This is a genomic window from Chroococcidiopsis sp. CCNUC1, from assembly GCF_023546805.1.
GTDB classification, from domain to species: Bacteria; Cyanobacteriota; Cyanobacteriia; order Cyanobacteriales; family Chroococcidiopsidaceae; genus Chroococcidiopsis; species Chroococcidiopsis thermalis.
The window spans coordinates 3,877,190-3,892,691 of record NZ_CP097480.1; the positions used below are offsets into that span (position 1 = coordinate 3,877,190).

Annotated in this window: 15 protein-coding genes; 8 read left to right on the top strand and 7 right to left on the bottom strand. The window is 44.8% G+C overall.

Translation table 11 applies throughout. The features are described 5' to 3' along the window. Positions 1-14: 14 nt before the first annotated feature. Positions 15-668, top strand: coding sequence for a metalloregulator ArsR/SmtB family transcription factor (locus M5J74_RS18075; RefSeq protein WP_250012669.1), 654 nt, complete (start codon positions 15-17; stop codon positions 666-668). A gap of 35 nt (positions 669-703) precedes the next feature. On the opposite strand, the gene M5J74_RS18080 is transcribed toward M5J74_RS18075, so the two are convergent. Beyond that, a complete protein-coding gene (locus M5J74_RS18080; RefSeq protein WP_106168726.1) occupies positions 704-1,897 on the bottom strand; it encodes a 4-hydroxy-3-methylbut-2-enyl diphosphate reductase in 1,194 nt (397 codons plus the stop codon). Positions 1,898-2,352: 455 nt separating this feature from the next. Between M5J74_RS18080 and M5J74_RS18085 the strand changes: the two genes are divergently transcribed. After that, positions 2,353-2,718 (top strand): PleD family two-component system response regulator, encoded by a 366-nt coding sequence (locus M5J74_RS18085; RefSeq protein WP_015155466.1) that lies wholly within the window; start codon positions 2,353-2,355, stop codon positions 2,716-2,718. 34 nt (positions 2,719-2,752) lie between these two features. Here the strand turns inward: M5J74_RS18085 and M5J74_RS32795 are convergent, their stop codons facing one another. Continuing rightward, complete coding sequence (locus tag M5J74_RS32795) at positions 2,753-2,887, bottom strand: hypothetical protein (protein WP_256498348.1); 135 nt, start codon at positions 2,885-2,887, stop codon at positions 2,753-2,755. Between M5J74_RS32795 and M5J74_RS18090 the strand changes: the two genes are divergently transcribed. Both M5J74_RS18090 and M5J74_RS18095 read left to right on the top strand, forming a co-directional pair. Next, positions 2,886-3,941, top strand: a complete 1,056-nt coding sequence (locus M5J74_RS18090) for an aspartate carbamoyltransferase catalytic subunit (protein ID WP_250012670.1) — start codon at positions 2,886-2,888, stop codon at positions 3,939-3,941. The genes M5J74_RS32795 and M5J74_RS18090 overlap by 2 nt on opposite strands. Positions 3,942-4,022: 81 nt before the next feature. After that, a complete protein-coding gene (locus tag M5J74_RS18095; RefSeq protein WP_106169069.1) occupies positions 4,023-4,892 on the top strand; it encodes a helix-turn-helix transcriptional regulator in 870 nt (289 codons plus the stop codon). 97 nt (positions 4,893-4,989) lie between these two features. Here the strand turns inward: M5J74_RS18095 and M5J74_RS18100 are convergent, their stop codons facing one another. The 4 genes from M5J74_RS18100 to M5J74_RS18115 form a co-directional block, all read right to left on the bottom strand. Then, positions 4,990-8,010 carry a GAF domain-containing protein gene (locus M5J74_RS18100; protein WP_250012671.1) on the bottom strand — a complete coding sequence of 1,007 codons (3,021 nt, stop codon included), beginning with the start codon at positions 8,008-8,010 and terminating at the stop codon, positions 4,990-4,992. A gap of 227 nt (positions 8,011-8,237) precedes the next feature. Beyond that, a complete protein-coding gene (locus M5J74_RS18105; protein WP_106169071.1) occupies positions 8,238-8,915 on the bottom strand; it encodes a DevA family ABC transporter ATP-binding protein in 678 nt (225 codons plus the stop codon). 4 nt (positions 8,916-8,919) lie between these two features. Continuing rightward, complete coding sequence (gene devC, locus M5J74_RS18110; protein ID WP_015155471.1) at positions 8,920-10,086, bottom strand: ABC transporter permease DevC; 1,167 nt, start codon at positions 10,084-10,086, stop codon at positions 8,920-8,922. A 230-nt stretch (positions 10,087-10,316) separates the two neighbouring features. Beyond that, entirely contained in the window at positions 10,317-11,534 is a 1,218-nt protein-coding gene (locus tag M5J74_RS18115; protein WP_250012672.1) for an HlyD family efflux transporter periplasmic adaptor subunit, read from the bottom strand. A gap of 206 nt (positions 11,535-11,740) precedes the next feature. Here M5J74_RS18115 and rsmA point away from each other — a divergent pair, with 206 nt between their 5' ends. The 3 genes from rsmA (at position 11,741) to M5J74_RS18130 (ending at position 14,082) form a co-directional block, all read left to right on the top strand. Then, positions 11,741-12,556 (top strand): 16S rRNA (adenine(1518)-N(6)/adenine(1519)-N(6))-dimethyltransferase RsmA, encoded by an 816-nt coding sequence (rsmA, locus tag M5J74_RS18120; protein WP_250012673.1) that lies wholly within the window; start codon positions 11,741-11,743, stop codon positions 12,554-12,556. A 138-nt stretch (positions 12,557-12,694) separates the two neighbouring features. After that, positions 12,695-13,636 (top strand): 4-(cytidine 5'-diphospho)-2-C-methyl-D-erythritol kinase, encoded by a 942-nt coding sequence (ispE, locus tag M5J74_RS18125; protein WP_250012674.1) that lies wholly within the window; start codon positions 12,695-12,697, stop codon positions 13,634-13,636. A gap of 140 nt (positions 13,637-13,776) precedes the next feature. After that, positions 13,777-14,082, top strand: coding sequence for a DUF3082 domain-containing protein (locus M5J74_RS18130; protein WP_015155476.1), 306 nt, complete (start codon positions 13,777-13,779; stop codon positions 14,080-14,082). A 161-nt stretch (positions 14,083-14,243) separates the two neighbouring features. Here M5J74_RS18130 and M5J74_RS18135 read toward each other — a convergent pair whose 3' ends face one another. Next, positions 14,244-15,173: a hypothetical protein gene (locus M5J74_RS18135; RefSeq protein ID WP_015155477.1), complete on the bottom strand. Its 930-nt coding sequence runs from the start codon at positions 15,171-15,173 to the stop codon at positions 14,244-14,246. Here M5J74_RS18135 and M5J74_RS32800 point away from each other — a divergent pair, their 5' ends adjacent. After that, on the top strand, positions 15,174-15,305 hold the full coding sequence (locus M5J74_RS32800) for a hypothetical protein (protein ID WP_256498352.1): 132 nt from the start codon (positions 15,174-15,176) through the stop codon (positions 15,303-15,305). Positions 15,306-15,502: the final 197 nt, after the last annotated feature.

Sequence of the window (15,502 nt, forward strand, 5' to 3'; positions counted from 1 at the left end):
CTGCCCTTATCCCCATGAAAACCGAGTCACAAAATCAAAACATTCGTACAAGACGAGCGATTGTTAAGCTACTAAAACAAGAGGGCGCAATGGATGCGGCGGCGCTTGCCTCTCATTTTGGCATCTCAGCAATGGCAGTGCGTCAACATTTATATGCATTACAAAAAGAGCAACTAGTTACCTATCAGGAAGAACAACGGGCGATGGGTCGTCCGGCAAAATTGTGGCAACTCACACCCGCAGCAGACCGCTTTTTCCCGCACGGATATGCCGAGTTAACGTTGAGTTTAATCAATTCAGTCACAGAAGCTTTTGGATCGGAGGGATTAGAACGGTTGCTAGAAATTAGAACTCGCCAACAAATTGAGGCATATCGAGAGCAGATTCATACCACTAGCAGTATTCAGCAGCGGCTAGAAGCCCTAGCGAACCTACGCACCGACGAGGGGTACATGGCAGACGTTGAATCTCTCTCAGACGGCTCATTTCTCTTAATTGAAAATCACTGTCCGATCTGCGCCGCCGCCACAGCTTGCACGGGACTGTGCAGCCAAGAACTAGAAGTCTTTCAATCGACTCTAGGTGAAGACGTGGCGATCGCCCGTACCGAACATTTAATTGCAGGCGGACGGCGTTGTGTATATCGAGTTAGCACGTCCGCATTGTAGAGACGTTACATGTAACGTCTCTACATGTAACGTCTCTACATTTTGAGCGCAAAAATCTTCTCTACCACGTCAGCCACAACTTTATCGGGTGTGGAAGCACCAGAGGTAATACCTACGGTAATTTTGCCACTGGGCAACCAATCTTCTGTAGCTGTAATCTCGCCACTGAGTAAGCGATGCTCGATCTGATTCGCTGTACCGATTCGGTTGGCACTGTCGATGTGATACGAGGGAATTTGATGCTCGATCGCGATTTCTTGTAAATGAGTCGTGTTAGAAGAGTTGAAACCACCAATGACGACCATCAGGTCTAACTTTTCTTCAACTAACTGAAACATCGCGTCTTGCCTTTCTTGGGTAGCATCGCAGATGGTGTTAAAGCTGATAAAGTGTTGGTTGAGTGTATCGGGACCGTACTTTCGCATCATCGTGCGCTCGAATAGTTTACCGATTTGCTCAGTTTCGCTTTTGAGCATGGTGGTTTGGTTGGCAATCCCAACTTTTTCGAGATCTGTATCGGGATTGAATCCTGCCGAACAAGCACGGCTGAATTTTGCCATAAATTCGTCGCGATTACCACCATTCAAGATGTAATTGCACACGTATTCGGCTTGTGCCATGTTTAGCACGACTAAATACTTATTTGCAAAAGAACTGGTGGCAATGGTTTCTTCGTGATTGTACTTGCCGTGAATAATCGAGGTATACTCGCTTTTCTTGTGCTTTTCGACAGTATTCCAGACTTTAGCAACCCAAGGGCAAGTCGTATCGACAATCTTGCAATTTTTCTCTTGAAGCAGCTGCATTTCCTGCACGCTAGCCCCAAAAGCGGGTAGGATCGCCACATCTCCCGATTCCACAACTGAAAAGTCTTTAACTCCGGCGATAACTGGAATGAACCCAACCTGCATTTCCTGCAATCGCTGGTTAACAGAGGGATTGTGGATGATTTCGTTGGTAATCCAGATCCGCTGCGTGGGGAAATGTTGGCGCGTCTCGTATGCCATTGCTACAGCTCGTTCTACCCCCCAGCAAAAACCAAATGCCTCTGCTAAGCGGATCGTTACGTCACCTTGTTGCAGAGTATAGCCATTATCTCGGATTTGCTGCACCAGATTGCTTTGATATTCCGACTGCAACATCCCAGAAACTTCAGCTTCATGACCGAACCCTTTACGATGGTAGTTTTCCGAGTGTTGGAGCGATCGTTTAAAAGCTTTCGTATCCATGCAGTGTTTCCCCATAAGCGTCTCTATTCTCGATCGTAAGCTGTTTAGCTACCTTTCTCAAAGCGCGATCGCTCTAATGTACCAATCGGACTGCTACATCAACTCATCGTAATTGCCGCGTTGTTTATCATCTAATCGATCGCATCCGTGTAGAAGAGAATTTACCCACGCTCTTTGTGAAGTTTATTACTAGTTTAAAGCGGATGAAAATCTTAAGCATTTCATTATAGCACCTGAACTGCTAATAGATTTGGACTGTCTATCCATTACTCAAAAAGTTAGTTTAGTAAAATTTAGGTATAATATGATACTGTAGGACAATAGTTATAGCGTTACAAAGTTGTAAAAACAAGTCCGTAATTACTACGAACTACTGGGGATTACAGTCAAAATCTCCAAATTAGTTAGGGCAAATACTAATTCTGTTCTGAAATGAAGTTTATCGCGAGATAGCAGTGAGGAAAATTCTAGTAATTGATAATGATGCATATTCTCTACTATTAATTTCTGACTTTCTCGCCTTGAATAACTTTCAGGTTTTGACCGCAGATAATAGTCGCTCGGGCTTACAATTAGCCAGAGGAGAACAGCCAGACTTAATTATTTGCGAACTGGAGCTGCCAGAACAAAATGGATACGAAATTTTAAGACAGTTGCGTGATGAACCGATTACAGCTAGTATACCTATTTGGTTTCTTTCATTTGAAGCAGATATGGCAACTCGTCGCCGTGCTTTACAACAAGGGGCTGACGGTTACTTTCATAAACCAGTAAACTTAAACGAATTGCTCTTGGCAATTAACAATCTCTTAAGTGAGTAATGGGTAATTGGTAGTTGGTAATTAGTGGCTGGAATTACTCCCTTGTCCCCCTTGTCTCCCTTGTCCCCCTTATCTCCCTTGTCCCCCTTGTCTCCCTTGTCCCCCTTGTCCCCCTTATCTCCCTTGTCCCCCTTGTCCTTCCCTGCTCGTGCGCTCGATCGCTCCCCATGATCTGGAATCGCCATCACATTTTGTCTCTAGAAGATTTTACGCCGGAAGAATACAACACGGTGTTGCAGACCGCTGCAAGTTTTCGAGAGGTGTTGACGCGGCGGACGAAGAAAGTCCCAACCTTACAAGGACAGGTGGTAACGAATTTATTTTTTGAATCTTCGACTCGTACCCGCAGCAGTTTTGAATTAGCAGCCAAACGTTTATCGGCAGATACGCTAAACTTTACCGCCTCTACCTCTTCTTTGACGAAGGGGGAAACAATATTAGACACGGCAAAAACCTACTTGGCAATGGGAACCGATATGATGGTGATCCGCCATCGAGAAGCGGGAGTTCCTCAAGCGATCGCAGCTGAAATGGATCGCTTGAATGTCCGCGTCGGAGTCTTGAATGCTGGGGACGGACAGCACGAACATCCTTCTCAAGCTTTACTCGATCTATTTACAATTTGCACTCTGCTCGATCCCGATCGTCCGCGCTTGGAACTGTTACAGGGGAAAAAAATTGCGATCGTCGGGGATATCCTTCATTCACGGGTAGCGCGATCGAATATCTGGAGCTTAACCGCTAGCGGGGCAGAAGTCCACCTTGCTGCACCACCGACATTGTTACCGCAGATGTTTGGGGAGTTCGTTGATACGAGGAGTGAGGAGCGAGGAGCGAGGAGTGAGGGAGATCGGGGAAACCATAATCAACCGTCAACTGTAAACTGTCAGCCAAATCGCAAATTATTTTTACATTGGCAAATCGAACCCGCATTACAAGATGCAGATTTTGTGATGACGCTGCGGTTGCAAAGGGAACGCATGGCGCAGCACCTCTTACCCAGTATTAGAGAGTACCATCAGTTATTTGGAATTACGCGCGATCGCCTACAACTTTGTAAACCTGATGTTAAAGTTTTACACCCAGGTCCTGTCAATCGTGGCGTAGAAATTAGTTCCGATCTGATGGACGATCCCCAGTTCAGTCTAATTTCCCAGCAGGTGACGAGTGGGGTAGCGGTGCGGATGGCGCTGTTATATCTCATGGGTGGTGGTAAGGTTTAGATCCCCAACCCCCTTAAAAAGGGGGCTAAGTAGTTTGGTCAAATCTATTGACATTCTTTTTATTTCGATTAAACTAGAAATATGGAAAATAAAGATACGGCTCAGTACGCAGATATTTTTGCGGCGCTGGGATCGGAACCTCGGTTGGAAATTATGCGGCTGCTGTTTGCTGCTTATCCAGAAGGGAAAACGGTAGGGGAAGTTCAAGCCGTGCTGAATATTCCTAATTCCACCTTGTCGCACCATTTGGAAAAGTTACGACATGAGGGTTTAGTAACTTCCAGACGCGATAAACAGTTTCTCTGGTATTCAGCCAATGCCGCAACGATGGAAGATTTATTGTCCTTTTTGTACAACGGTTGCAGTATTCGCCCACAGGCTTTATCTACAAATAAGGCTTACGAGACTGCGGAATTAATTCACAATGAATCTATTCAGGCAGGATTTATGTTTGAAGGATTTTTGCGATCGCTAGAAAGTTTTTTCGGCAGTGTCTTTCATAAAATTGCTCTACCTATAGGATTTGAAAGATTTACCCAACAGTCAATTCAAGCGATTATTTTGGCTCAGTACGAATCGAAGCGTTTAAAACATCATTATATCGGTACAGAGCAGTTATTACTCGGTATAATCGGCGAACAAAGTGGAATGACTGCAAGAGTTCTGACTGCAATGGGAGTCAATTTTGAGAATACTAGAGCTGAAGTAGAAAAAAGAATTGGTAGAGGCACGGGTTCGCCGCCAGAAATTCCCTTTACCCCAAGGGCAAGACAATGCTTAGAACTCGCCCTAACAGAGGCACGAGAATTCAAACATCGTCATATTGGTACGGAACACTTATTACTAGGAATTCTCCGTGAAGGGCAAGGAATGGCGGTAATAGTGCTGGGAAATTTAGGCGTAGATCTGCAAAATTTGGAACAGCAGTTGAGAACGGAAATGGGCAATTGAGAGAGACTAGAGGCTAGGGGAAGAATTACCAATTCACAATTCACAATTAATAAACCTCTTGCCTCTCGCCAACTACTAACTACCAACTACCAATTACCTATTGCGATCGCTCTTGAGTGACGGCGGCGAGTTTTGTTAAAGACTCTGCCATTGCCATTGCTTGGGCTGAAGTTTTGGTAGCGATGCTTGCTGCTTCGACAATAGCTCGCTCGGCTGAAGTTGAAACTTCTGACTGGTTAGCTGCAACTTGAGAAACTTGCTCAAAAAAGGCAATCATCTGTAGGCTGAAGGCAACAATTCGATCTAGCTTTTGCTGAGTTTCTGCCCTTAATTGCGGATTGAAAATTGCTTCCGAACCGTCAATTGCGATCGCGGCTTCTTTTGTTTCCGCTTGAATGTTGGCAACCAAAAGTTTAATTTGGCTAAATTCTGTCTCCAATTGCTGAAGTGAAGAGAGTATCTTCTCTGACATAGAAGTAAATTCTTCACCTCTGCCGTTGCTAGTGCGGGAGACAGCAAACTTAATATTCATCGTCTGCAACTGAAGTTGATACATCACCTGAGCGATCGTCTCCATCATCCTCGGTAGCTTTTGAGTGGCGCGATCGAGGCGATCTAACTTCTGGGTAACGTCTATAATTGCCGATTGGGCAGCAACAATCGTATCTACAGCTTGACTGACAACCCGACCGCCAGTTTCTACTGTTGGCTTGGCTTGCTCAACCTGCCGTTCTGTTTGTTGAACGGTAGCAACGATTTTTTCCGTGACTTGAGCCACAGCCTGGACGCGATCGTAGGCAAGTGTAACCGAATCCATTTGGGCGATCGCTTCTTGGGAAAGAGTTTTGACAGAGGTTTGGCTACTTCGCAGCAGTTCTGATATCTGACGCTGAAGTCCCTCTTTTTGCTGGCGTTCCTCTTGAGATGTCGCTGTAGCCGTTTGATAGGCTCGATCGATTTGGTTGAGCAACCTAGCATGGTCGAGGGCAAATCCGACTTGAGTGGCTAACTGGGTAAATAGATCGATCTCCCATTGCTGCCAATGGCGCGGCTTGGCACACTCATGAGCGATTAACAGACCAAACAAGCGATCGTCCTTCAAAATCGGGGCAACTAAATTCGCTCTGACAGCAAACGGTTCTAGCTGTTGCAAATAGCATTCGCTCAAATCCGCAGCATAGATATCATCGATCGCGTTTACCCTTCCCTGCTGATATTTTTCAACATAACCATGTGCAAAACACGGGTCTTGAATTTGCGCCCACATAGCTTTGGGAAATCCTGGTAAGACCGATTCGGCGATGACCGTACCGTACCAGTCAGCGTCAAAACCATACACCAGCACGCGATCTGTTTTTATCGCTTTACGGGCTTCCTCAACGGTAGTTTTGAGAATGTCCTCTTCGTTGAGCGAGGCTCGAATTCGGCGCGTTACCTGGGCGAGTAGTTGGCTGCGAGAACCCTCAGCATCGATACGTTGTAACAACCTAGCATGGTCGAGGGCAAATCCGACTTGAGCGGCTAACTGGGTAAATAAATCGATCTCCCATTGCTGCCAATGACGGGTTTTAGCACACTCATGGGCAATCAATAAGCCAAATAAGCGATCGTCTTTGAGTATGGGTGCAACTAAATTTGCCTTGACTGCAAATGGTTCGAGTTGTTGTAAATAACACTCGCTTAAATTAGCAGCATAGATATCTTCGATCGCATTTATCCTACCCTGCTGATACTTATCTACATAATCTTCAGCAAAGCACGGGTCTTGAATTTGCGCCCACATAGCTTTGGGAAACCCTGGTACGACTGATTCAGCGATGACCGTACCGTACCAATTGAAGTCAAAGCCATAAACGATGACCCGATCTGTTTTCATCGCTTTACGGACTTCTTCAACGGTAGTTTTAAGCATATCCTCTTCGTTGAGCGAAGCTCGAATGCGACGGGTAATATCGATCGATAGCTTGGCTTGCTTGGCTTTCGTATCTATTTGTTCGAGCAAATCAGCGTGTTTGAGCGCAAACCCGACTTGTGTTGCTACATGGGCAATTAAATCGATTTCCGAGTGCTGCCAGGAGCGTGACTGCTTACACTGATTGGCGATTAATAAGCCATATAGCCGATTGTCTTTGATGATTGGAGCGCTCAATTGTGACGCGATCGCGAATCTCTCTAGTAGTCCAATCCGAGCATCAGGCAGATCCGCTTGATAAATATTATCAATTGCCTGCACGCGACCGTGGCGATATAACTCGATGTTTTCTCCTTGGAAAAAGTTTGTATCGATTGTCGCCCACAGCATTTTGGGATAGCTCGATGCTACCGATTCTTCTACAAAAGTTCCATCCCAGTCGAGTGAATTCGGAATTCGGAATTCGGAATTCGGAATTCGGAGTTCGGAATTTTTTCGGTCACGATCGAACCGAAAAATTACGATCCGATCGACTTTAAAGGCTTTACGGACTTCTTCTACAGTCGTTCTAAGAACATCTGCTTCCGATAGCGATTCCCCGATCTGGTGCGCGATCTTCATCAAGATTCTGGCACGTTCGGCTTCAGCTTCTTGCTGCCATAACAGTTTTGGCAATTGTTGTTCGATCGCGCTGATATTTGACTCTAGGGCAACTAATTCGTCTTGACCAGCAACGCGATCGCGAGCATCTAGATCTTCTTGACTCAATCTATTGACTAATTTAGTAGAAACTGCTGTAGCATCTAGCACTGGACGAATAGCACGATGCACTAAAAAAAATGCGATCGCCGCCGCCCAAGCTGCGATTAATCCAGTTTCCAGGACTTGCGATTGTAGTTGCCGTTGCAGGGCATTTTCTGTTGTGGTTAACTCAGTGACATTTTGCTGTCTGGCTTGAGTAACTTGTTTGTGAATTGCCTGAGTTCCCAAGTAATTCGTCGTACCAACTACTAGTGCTGGAAGGGCGCTAGCAACAACAGCCGCGATCGTTGCTTTCAATTTCAAATTCCACGATCGCATCTGCTGAATTGGTCGTACCGTGTTACTTTTCTTCAAGTCCCCTTGATGAGATTCTGTACCCAGAGTGTTACTAGAATTTGCCTTACCATTTTTGGACTGAGGAAAGGGATCTTGAGTCTTAGGCATATTCTTTCAGTTGTCAGTTACCAGTTATCAGTACAGACGTTACATGTAACGTCTGTACAAAGTTGTCAGGTGTCAGTTATCAGTTGGGATAATTCATGCTCAGTTGTTAACAGTCTTGACTTTTCACTTTTGACTTTTCACTTTTGACTTAAAAATAGCCTATCGCTTTAATCGGTCGCTGGTTATCAATATGGTTGTCGATTCTTTATTTGTTTGTTGGCAATTTTTTAGGTTAAACGACCGTCTTCCATATCGACAATGCGATCGGCAATATCGAGAATTCTGTTGTCGTGAGTCACCATCAAAATAGTACATCCTTGTTCTTTAGCTAGAGATTGCATGAGTTCGACGACATCGCGTCCCGATTGCTTGTCCAATGCGGCTGTAGGTTCGTCTGCTAGGACGATTTTTGGATGGTTTACCAAAGCACGCGCGATCGCAACTCGTTGTTTTTGTCCTCCAGAAAGATTGTCTGGATAGTAATCAATTCGATGACCCAAACCTACAGTTTGTAATATAGTTATCGATCTAGCCTCAGCTGATGATGGAGATAGATCGCGGTTTAATTCCACTGACATTTGTACGTTTTGTTTTGCTGTTAAAAATCCTAATAAATTGTGAGCTTGAAAGATATAACCAATTTGCCGACGAAATTTTACTAGCTGTTTTTCACTCGTACCAAAAAGTTCTTTGCCTAAAATTTTTAAACTTCCTTCTTGCACGGAACGCAAACAGCCAATTAAAGTTAGTAATGTCGTCTTACCCGATCCTGATGCTCCAGTTACAAGGGTAATTTCTCCAGGGTTAATTTCTAAATTAATATCAAATAATATCTGTTTTCTAAGCGCCCCTTTACCGTAGTAATGATTGAGATTATGGATAGCGATCGCAGGTTCTTTTTTCATTTGCTTAGAAAATATCTGCTGGGTCGGCAGAACGTAGTTTACGCACCGCAATAAAACCAGAAATAAAACACATGAGAACCGTTAATAGAAATACCATGACTGCTCGACTAGCAGTCATAAAAATTGGCAGCAAAGTTGCGTTTCTAGCTAAATTGTATTGTAAAATTGCAAAAGCGAACCCAGGTACATAACCCAAACTGGCTAAAATCAAAGCTTCTTGAAAAACGACTAACAATAAATAGGTTTGCGTATATCCCATTGCTTTTAAAGTGGCGTATTCAGATAAATGATCGGAAACTTCACTATAAAGAATTTGATAAACGATGACGGTTCCGACAATGAAACCCATAATTGTTCCCAAGGTAAATATAAAGCCAATTGGAGTACTGCGCGCCCAGTAGTCTTTTTCGTAATCGATAAATTCTTGTTTAGAAAAAACTTTGACATCATCAGGTAAATATTGCCTTAGCTTTTCTAAAACTATCTCAGCATTTGCCGCTGGTTTTAATTTAATGACACCTAGATCGATTAAGCCATACTTTCGATCTTTGAATAAGCGCAAAAAATTTTGATCGCTGGTAATCAAATTTCCATCAGAACCAAAAGATGCTCCTAATTCAGCGATGCCTCCTACCTTAATTCGTCTTCCGCCTACCTCGGCTGTAATCTTTTTCCCTTGCTCGAACTCAGAAGCGATCGCGCCAAACTCCGGTCGAGAACCGCGATCGAAGAGGACGACATCGGGCAATTTAATTTTTTCTATATTTTGTTGTACCCCTGGTAAATTGAAAACTTTATCTCTGGGATTAGTTCCAATAACTAAAACCTCAGCTAGCGCTCTAGTCTCGGGGTTTTTCCATTCAGTCAAGCCTAAATATATAGGATGTACGGATGCAACTTCTGAAAGTGCTAAAGTTTGATACAAGCGTCTTTGAGAGAAGCTTTCTAAAAAATTGATGGCGTTAGATTGAGGGTTGATTAAGACAATTTCGCCATCTAAACTAGAATGCAAACGCACGTTACTATCAAATAAAGCTTGCTGAAAAGCCAGTTGCATAAACATGAGAATATCAGCAAAGGCAATTCCAGCTAATGCAACTAGCAGCCGAGGCTTTTCCCTAGTCAATTGCAACCACGCTAACGGAATTTTGCGTTGAATGAATTTTCTCATTGGTAATTGGTAATTGGTAATTGGTAATTGGTAATTGGTAAAATTCTGATGATTTGGGTATGAAAGGGTTTAAGTGCAAAACTCTTTGTTTTTTCAGGGATATTCGAGAAACTCGCTCCTACTTGGATAGGGTGGATTTACCACGCCTAATTCGCTATGAAAAGAGATTTTAGGTGAACCCGCCCTAAGATTTCTTTCCCATTACCCATTACCTATTACCCATTTCCAAATCAAATATTAATTTTGACGATAACTTTGGCGTAGGTAAGACCGGAAACTCGTTGGCTGGCTTCTGGGGGTAGACCGACTTTGATTTCTACAACTCTGGCATCGACATCGGCGGCGGGATCGCTGTCGAGTGCATCTTGTTTACCGATCTGCCTGCCAACGTCAATGACTGTGCCTCTCAGTTCACCAGCGAAGGCGAGATTCTCGCTACTAATAGCGGCTTTTTGACCGAGGCGGATTTTGCCAATGTCTTCTTCTAAGACTTCGGCAATGGCGATCATTTGCTCGGTGCGTCCCATTTCTGCAATGCCTGCGGAACTGATTTTTTCTCCGGCGCGAGTGTGAATTTTGAGAATTTCGCCGCCAGCTGGCGCGCGCACGTAGGCGAGTGCCAAGTCTGCTTGAGCTTGTTTCATCGCCGCGATCGCTCTGTCAACTTCAGATTGTGCCAGTTGTACGTCCACTGGACGAACTTCCTGAATTTTATTTAAAGTTGCTTTTGCTGCTTCAATTTGCCTTTGCAACGTCGCGATCGTCTGTTGGCGAGTCGATTGAGTTTCGTTTAATTGTTCGGTAGCAGATTTAGCATTCAAACTGCGGCGATCGAGTTCTTGAGAGGAGATCGCACCGTTTTGATACAACTGCTGGTATCGTTGCAAATCGATCGCGGCGTTACGCTGCTCGGCTTCTAGGCGGGCGATCGCTGCTCGTAAGATTTGCTGTTGTCCGGCGAGTTCGGCTTGCAGACGGGCGATTGTTGCTTGCTGTGCCTCAATTTCTCCAGTTTGCGCCCCTGCTTTGACTTTGGCTAAATTTGCTTGAGAGACTTTGACATCTTCCTTGGCTTTGGCTAAAGCTGCCAAAGCGCGATCGCGGTTATCTAAAACGGCTATAACATCACCGCTACGTACTCTTTCACCCTCTCTTACCATCAACTGAAGTACTCTAGCTCCTTCCAGAGCAAAGGAAGAACTAGGGGCAGATAATTGAATCACATCTCCACGCGGCTCTAAACGTCCCAAGGCACTAACAGCATTTATCTTTGGGGGTTTTTGAGTTACGGGTACAGGTGCGGGGGTTTGACTCTGCTGCAATTTACTCAGCGCCAAAGCTCCCGTTGCTATTCCCAGAATTAGAGCTAAGGCAATCCGCCACCAACCCTTGGGTTTCGCACCTGATTCCTCCTCGAACTGAGTTTTCTTTTCCCTAACGGTTGACATGATGGATCGATTGTTACGCTCGGATATTGTTTTCCCGCGCCACAAAGCTAAGATGAAGCAGGCTGCGATCGCTTCTGTCTCATCGTAGGGAATGTCTGACTACAGTAACTATGCAAATTTTTCTACCTTATTTGATATTTTTTTCGCTGTTGCGGAGGAACGCAGATAAATCCAGAGCCAATTACCAATTACCAATTACCCGTTAAGTGATAAGAACTAGAAAACAATTTGCCCAGCACTGGCTTAAGAGCGAGAAAGCTTTGGATCGGATCGTACAGGCGGCTGAGATTCAACAAAGCGATCGCATTTTAGAAATTGGTCCTGGTACGGCTGTTTTAACTCGGCGGCTTTTACCCCTCGCCTCATCTGTAGTAGCGGTGGAGATTGACCGCGATCTCTGTCAGTTGCTAACACAAAAATTAAAGAAAGTAGAAAATTTTTTACTATTGCAAGGTGACTTTCTAAATTTAGATTTAGCGACTTTATTAGCTCCACTGCCAAATTTTCAAAAGCCAAATAAAGTTGTTGCTAACATTCCGTACAACATTACTGGTCCAATTCTAGAAAAACTCCTGGGTACAATTGCCGCACCTAACCCAGAGCCATATGAATCAATTGTATTGTTGGTTCAAAAAGAAGTGGCAGATAGACTATATGCTAAACCTGAATCGAAAGCATTTGGGGCTTTGTCTGTCAGAGTGCAGTATTTAGCAGCCTGCGAACAGATTTGTATTGTCCCAGCAGGAGCTTTTCAACCACCACCAAAAGTAGATTCTGCCGTGGTACGGTTGCGTCCGCGAACGTTGTCAACTGTAGCCAACAATCCGAAGCAATTGGAAGCTTTAGTCAAAATCGGTTTTAGTGCCAAGCGGAAAATGTTACGAAATAATCTAAAAGCAATAGTCGATAGCGATCGCCTCAACCATTTACTGCAAGAATTGAATATAAACCCCCAAGCCCGCGCTGAGGATTTAAGCGTGACTCAATGGGTAAATTTGAGTAATGGGTTAGGTGATGGGTAGTTGGTAGTTGGTGGTTGGTAGTTGGTTGATGGTGAGTGGGCTTGTGGCTGGTGACTAGTGGAACCAGACTCAATTCTTGTCACTAGTTCCACTAGTCACTGATAACTGAATAACTGATAACTGATAACTGATAACTGAATGCGTTCCTATTCTCTGATTGCTCCGGCAAAAATAAATTTGTATCTGGAAATCTTAGGCGATCGCCCAGACGGATATCACGAATTGGTCATGATCCTACAAAGTATCGATCTGGCTGACAAAATCGATCTGCGGGCAATTAGTACCGATACAATCCGCGTTCACTGCGATAATGCCCAAGTTCCAGCAGATAAGAGCAATCTCGCTTATCGCGCCGCCGAACTGATGGCGAAACAATTTCCAGAAAGTTTTGCTCAATATGGCGGGGTAGAAATTACGATTCACAAAAAGATCCCAATTGCTGCTGGATTAGCAGGAGGATCTAGCAATGCTGCTGCCGTTTTGGTCGGTATAGATTTATTGTGGAAACTGGGACTCACGCAATCGGAATTGCAGGAACTCGCAGCCCAAATTGGTTCTGACGTACCTTTTTGTATTGCAGGCGGAACAGCGATCGCCACAGGACGGGGAGAACAGCTTTCTCCTCTCCCCAGTCTCGATAATTTATACATCGTTCTCGGTAAACACCGTAGTTTGGCAGTCTCTACAGTTTGGGCGTATTCAACCTATCGCGCCACCTTCGGTCATACCTACACGAGAAATATTCAAAACTTAGAATCTCGCGCTCAAGCCGTCCACTCAGGTTCGATGGTGAAAGCGATTATTCATGAAGATGGGGCAGAAATTGCCCAAAAACTGCACAACGATTTAGAAAAAGTCGTGTTACCAGAATACCCAAAAGTTTCGCAACTGCGACAAGCATTTCAAGCCAGCGGCGCTAATGGTGCGATGATGTCTGGTTCTGGTCCCACAGTATTTGCTTTATGTACTTCTTTAGAACAAGCTCAGCAGGTACACCAGCAAGTCCGCCAAATGATCCCCGATCCCGATCTAGACTTATGGATTGCTCGAATGTGTAGTGGGGGAATTCAAGTCAGTTAATAGGGAGCAGGGGAGAAGGGGACAAGGGGGACAAGGGGACAAGGGGGACAAGGGGGACAAGGGGGACAAGGGAGCGGTCAACCAACTACCAATTACCAATTACCAACTACCAACTACCAACTACCAACTACCAACTACCAATGTCAGACGATCGAACCACACAAACGCCAGAACCCACTCCATTACGCTGTCTGAGTGGGGCAGTTATTTCGGCAGGAATTGCTTTTGCAGCCTATTCTCTCACAGCCGCGATCGCTCAAACGTTTGCCCGCAAACCAATTCATTCTGATAATTTTACTGTCGTTAATATTGCTGCTGCCGTCCGTACTCTGGTTGTAGGAATCATGGCACTAGGTACGGGTATATTCGGTATTGTCGCTATTGGTTTAGTTGCACTTGCGATTCAACTTTCAATTCAAAAACTGACGAAAAAAGAAGAGTTGTAGAGGCGCGTGCGCCCCTACAAGATGTTACTTATCTCATGTGCGTCTTTGCTCTTAGCCCGCTTTATAAGGGGGTTGGGGGATCGCAGCACTACGCCACTCACGGAAAGAAGATCCCCCTGGCTCCCCCCTTAAAAAGGGGGAACATAAAGAAAGATGCCGCGTTACTTCCGAAAAAGCCGCATAGCATGATAGCAGACTTTTTCGCGCAGACGATAAACATCTTTAGTCGTTAAATTTAACTGAGAAGCGATCGCTTGCTGCGATTGTCCTTGGAGGTATAAGCTTAACCACTCTACGGCTAAACGTCCTAACTTCTGCTCTAAGTATTTCGATAGCTGCTGTTTGATTTCATCTCGCTGCTGCTGTTGTTCGACTGCTTCTTGTTGCTCGCGATCTTGCTCGATTGCTTGGGCATCTAACAAACTGAAACTGCGATCGCTGTCTTCTGTGGGAATTTGGGCAAAGACAATCCGAATCTCTCCATGTTTTGGAACTTGCGTGACTCCTCCTGGCGAGAGGCGGCGCATGTAATTGATCAAGCGATAAACGATCAGCGGTTGATTGCGAACTGGTCGCAAGCAGTATTCTTCAATCGTCGTAAATAGTAAGGCATGTCGTAGGCAAATATCGTCCGTACATTTAGCGATCGCCGTCATTTGTTGTTGTAAGTAGCAATCGCGTTGCAGTAAATCTTGCAAAAATTCTTGTAGTACTTCCGTTACCTGACGGCGGCGATCGCGGCTGAGATCTACCATCATCCGAATCTTATTTTGCAGCACGGCTAGGCTACCTAAGCGAGTCATGAGACGACAATAGCCTTGTTTTGGCGCTTGTCCCAAATAACGATTCTGCAAAATCCGATAGCGATATGCCATCCCTTGCTGGATCAGTCGGATTTGCTCTGCATCAAGCTGGTCGAATTGCGCGAAATGGTTTCCGATTAGCCAGCAAACAATACTGTCTCTAGTAGCTACACGGCGATCGGGATAGTCGAATGCCAATTGCCAGTGCCAAGCTTGCAATATATTTTCAAATGTAGCGTTTTGGCTAGCTGTAAATTTTGATTCTAAAGGTAATGTGACAACCTGCATTTGCGACTCCTTACTTTACTCAATACTGCTGGGTCAATCGTGCTTAGTTGGACGAATAGCGCGATCGCAGCAGTTGTATTCTGGTTTTTACCCCTATCGGGAGCGCAACAATTGCAGTCTTGTCGTTCCTAGCAATCCTCCCAAGGGTGGTCAGTTAACAGTGTAGAGACGTTACATGTAACGTCTCTACAAAAATCATTACTTGAAACTTTTGGTAACTGCTTCAAGGCTGATGTGACCATGAATACAGATTAAAATACGGCTTCGATTTTGCCAGCATGAAAAAGTCAGAAATAGACAGCACTTCGCCAAACGACGCTAAATGGCTC

Coding starts and splice junctions, on each gene's coding strand:
- M5J74_RS18075 (WP_250012669.1), top strand. CDS start 15: ATGAAAACCGAGTCACAAAATCAAAACATTCGTACAAGACGAGCGATT.
- M5J74_RS18080 (WP_106168726.1), bottom strand. CDS start 1,897: ATGGATACGAAAGCTTTTAAACGATCGCTCCAACACTCGGAAAACTAC.
- M5J74_RS18090 (WP_250012670.1), top strand. CDS start 2,886: ATGATCTGGAATCGCCATCACATTTTGTCTCTAGAAGATTTTACGCCG.
- M5J74_RS32795 (WP_256498348.1), bottom strand. CDS start 2,887: ATGGGGAGCGATCGAGCGCACGAGCAGGGAAGGACAAGGGGGACAAGG.
- M5J74_RS18095 (WP_106169069.1), top strand. CDS start 4,023: ATGGAAAATAAAGATACGGCTCAGTACGCAGATATTTTTGCGGCGCTG.
- M5J74_RS18100 (WP_250012671.1), bottom strand. CDS start 8,010: ATGCCTAAGACTCAAGATCCCTTTCCTCAGTCCAAAAATGGTAAGGCA.
- M5J74_RS18105 (WP_106169071.1), bottom strand. CDS start 8,915: ATGAAAAAAGAACCTGCGATCGCTATCCATAATCTCAATCATTACTAC.
- devC (WP_015155471.1), bottom strand. CDS start 10,086: ATGAGAAAATTCATTCAACGCAAAATTCCGTTAGCGTGGTTGCAATTG.
- M5J74_RS18115 (WP_250012672.1), bottom strand. CDS start 11,534: ATGTCAACCGTTAGGGAAAAGAAAACTCAGTTCGAGGAGGAATCAGGT.
- ispE (WP_250012674.1), top strand. CDS start 12,695: ATGCGTTCCTATTCTCTGATTGCTCCGGCAAAAATAAATTTGTATCTG.
- M5J74_RS18130 (WP_015155476.1), top strand. CDS start 13,777: ATGTCAGACGATCGAACCACACAAACGCCAGAACCCACTCCATTACGC.
- M5J74_RS18135 (WP_015155477.1), bottom strand. CDS start 15,173: ATGCAGGTTGTCACATTACCTTTAGAATCAAAATTTACAGCTAGCCAA.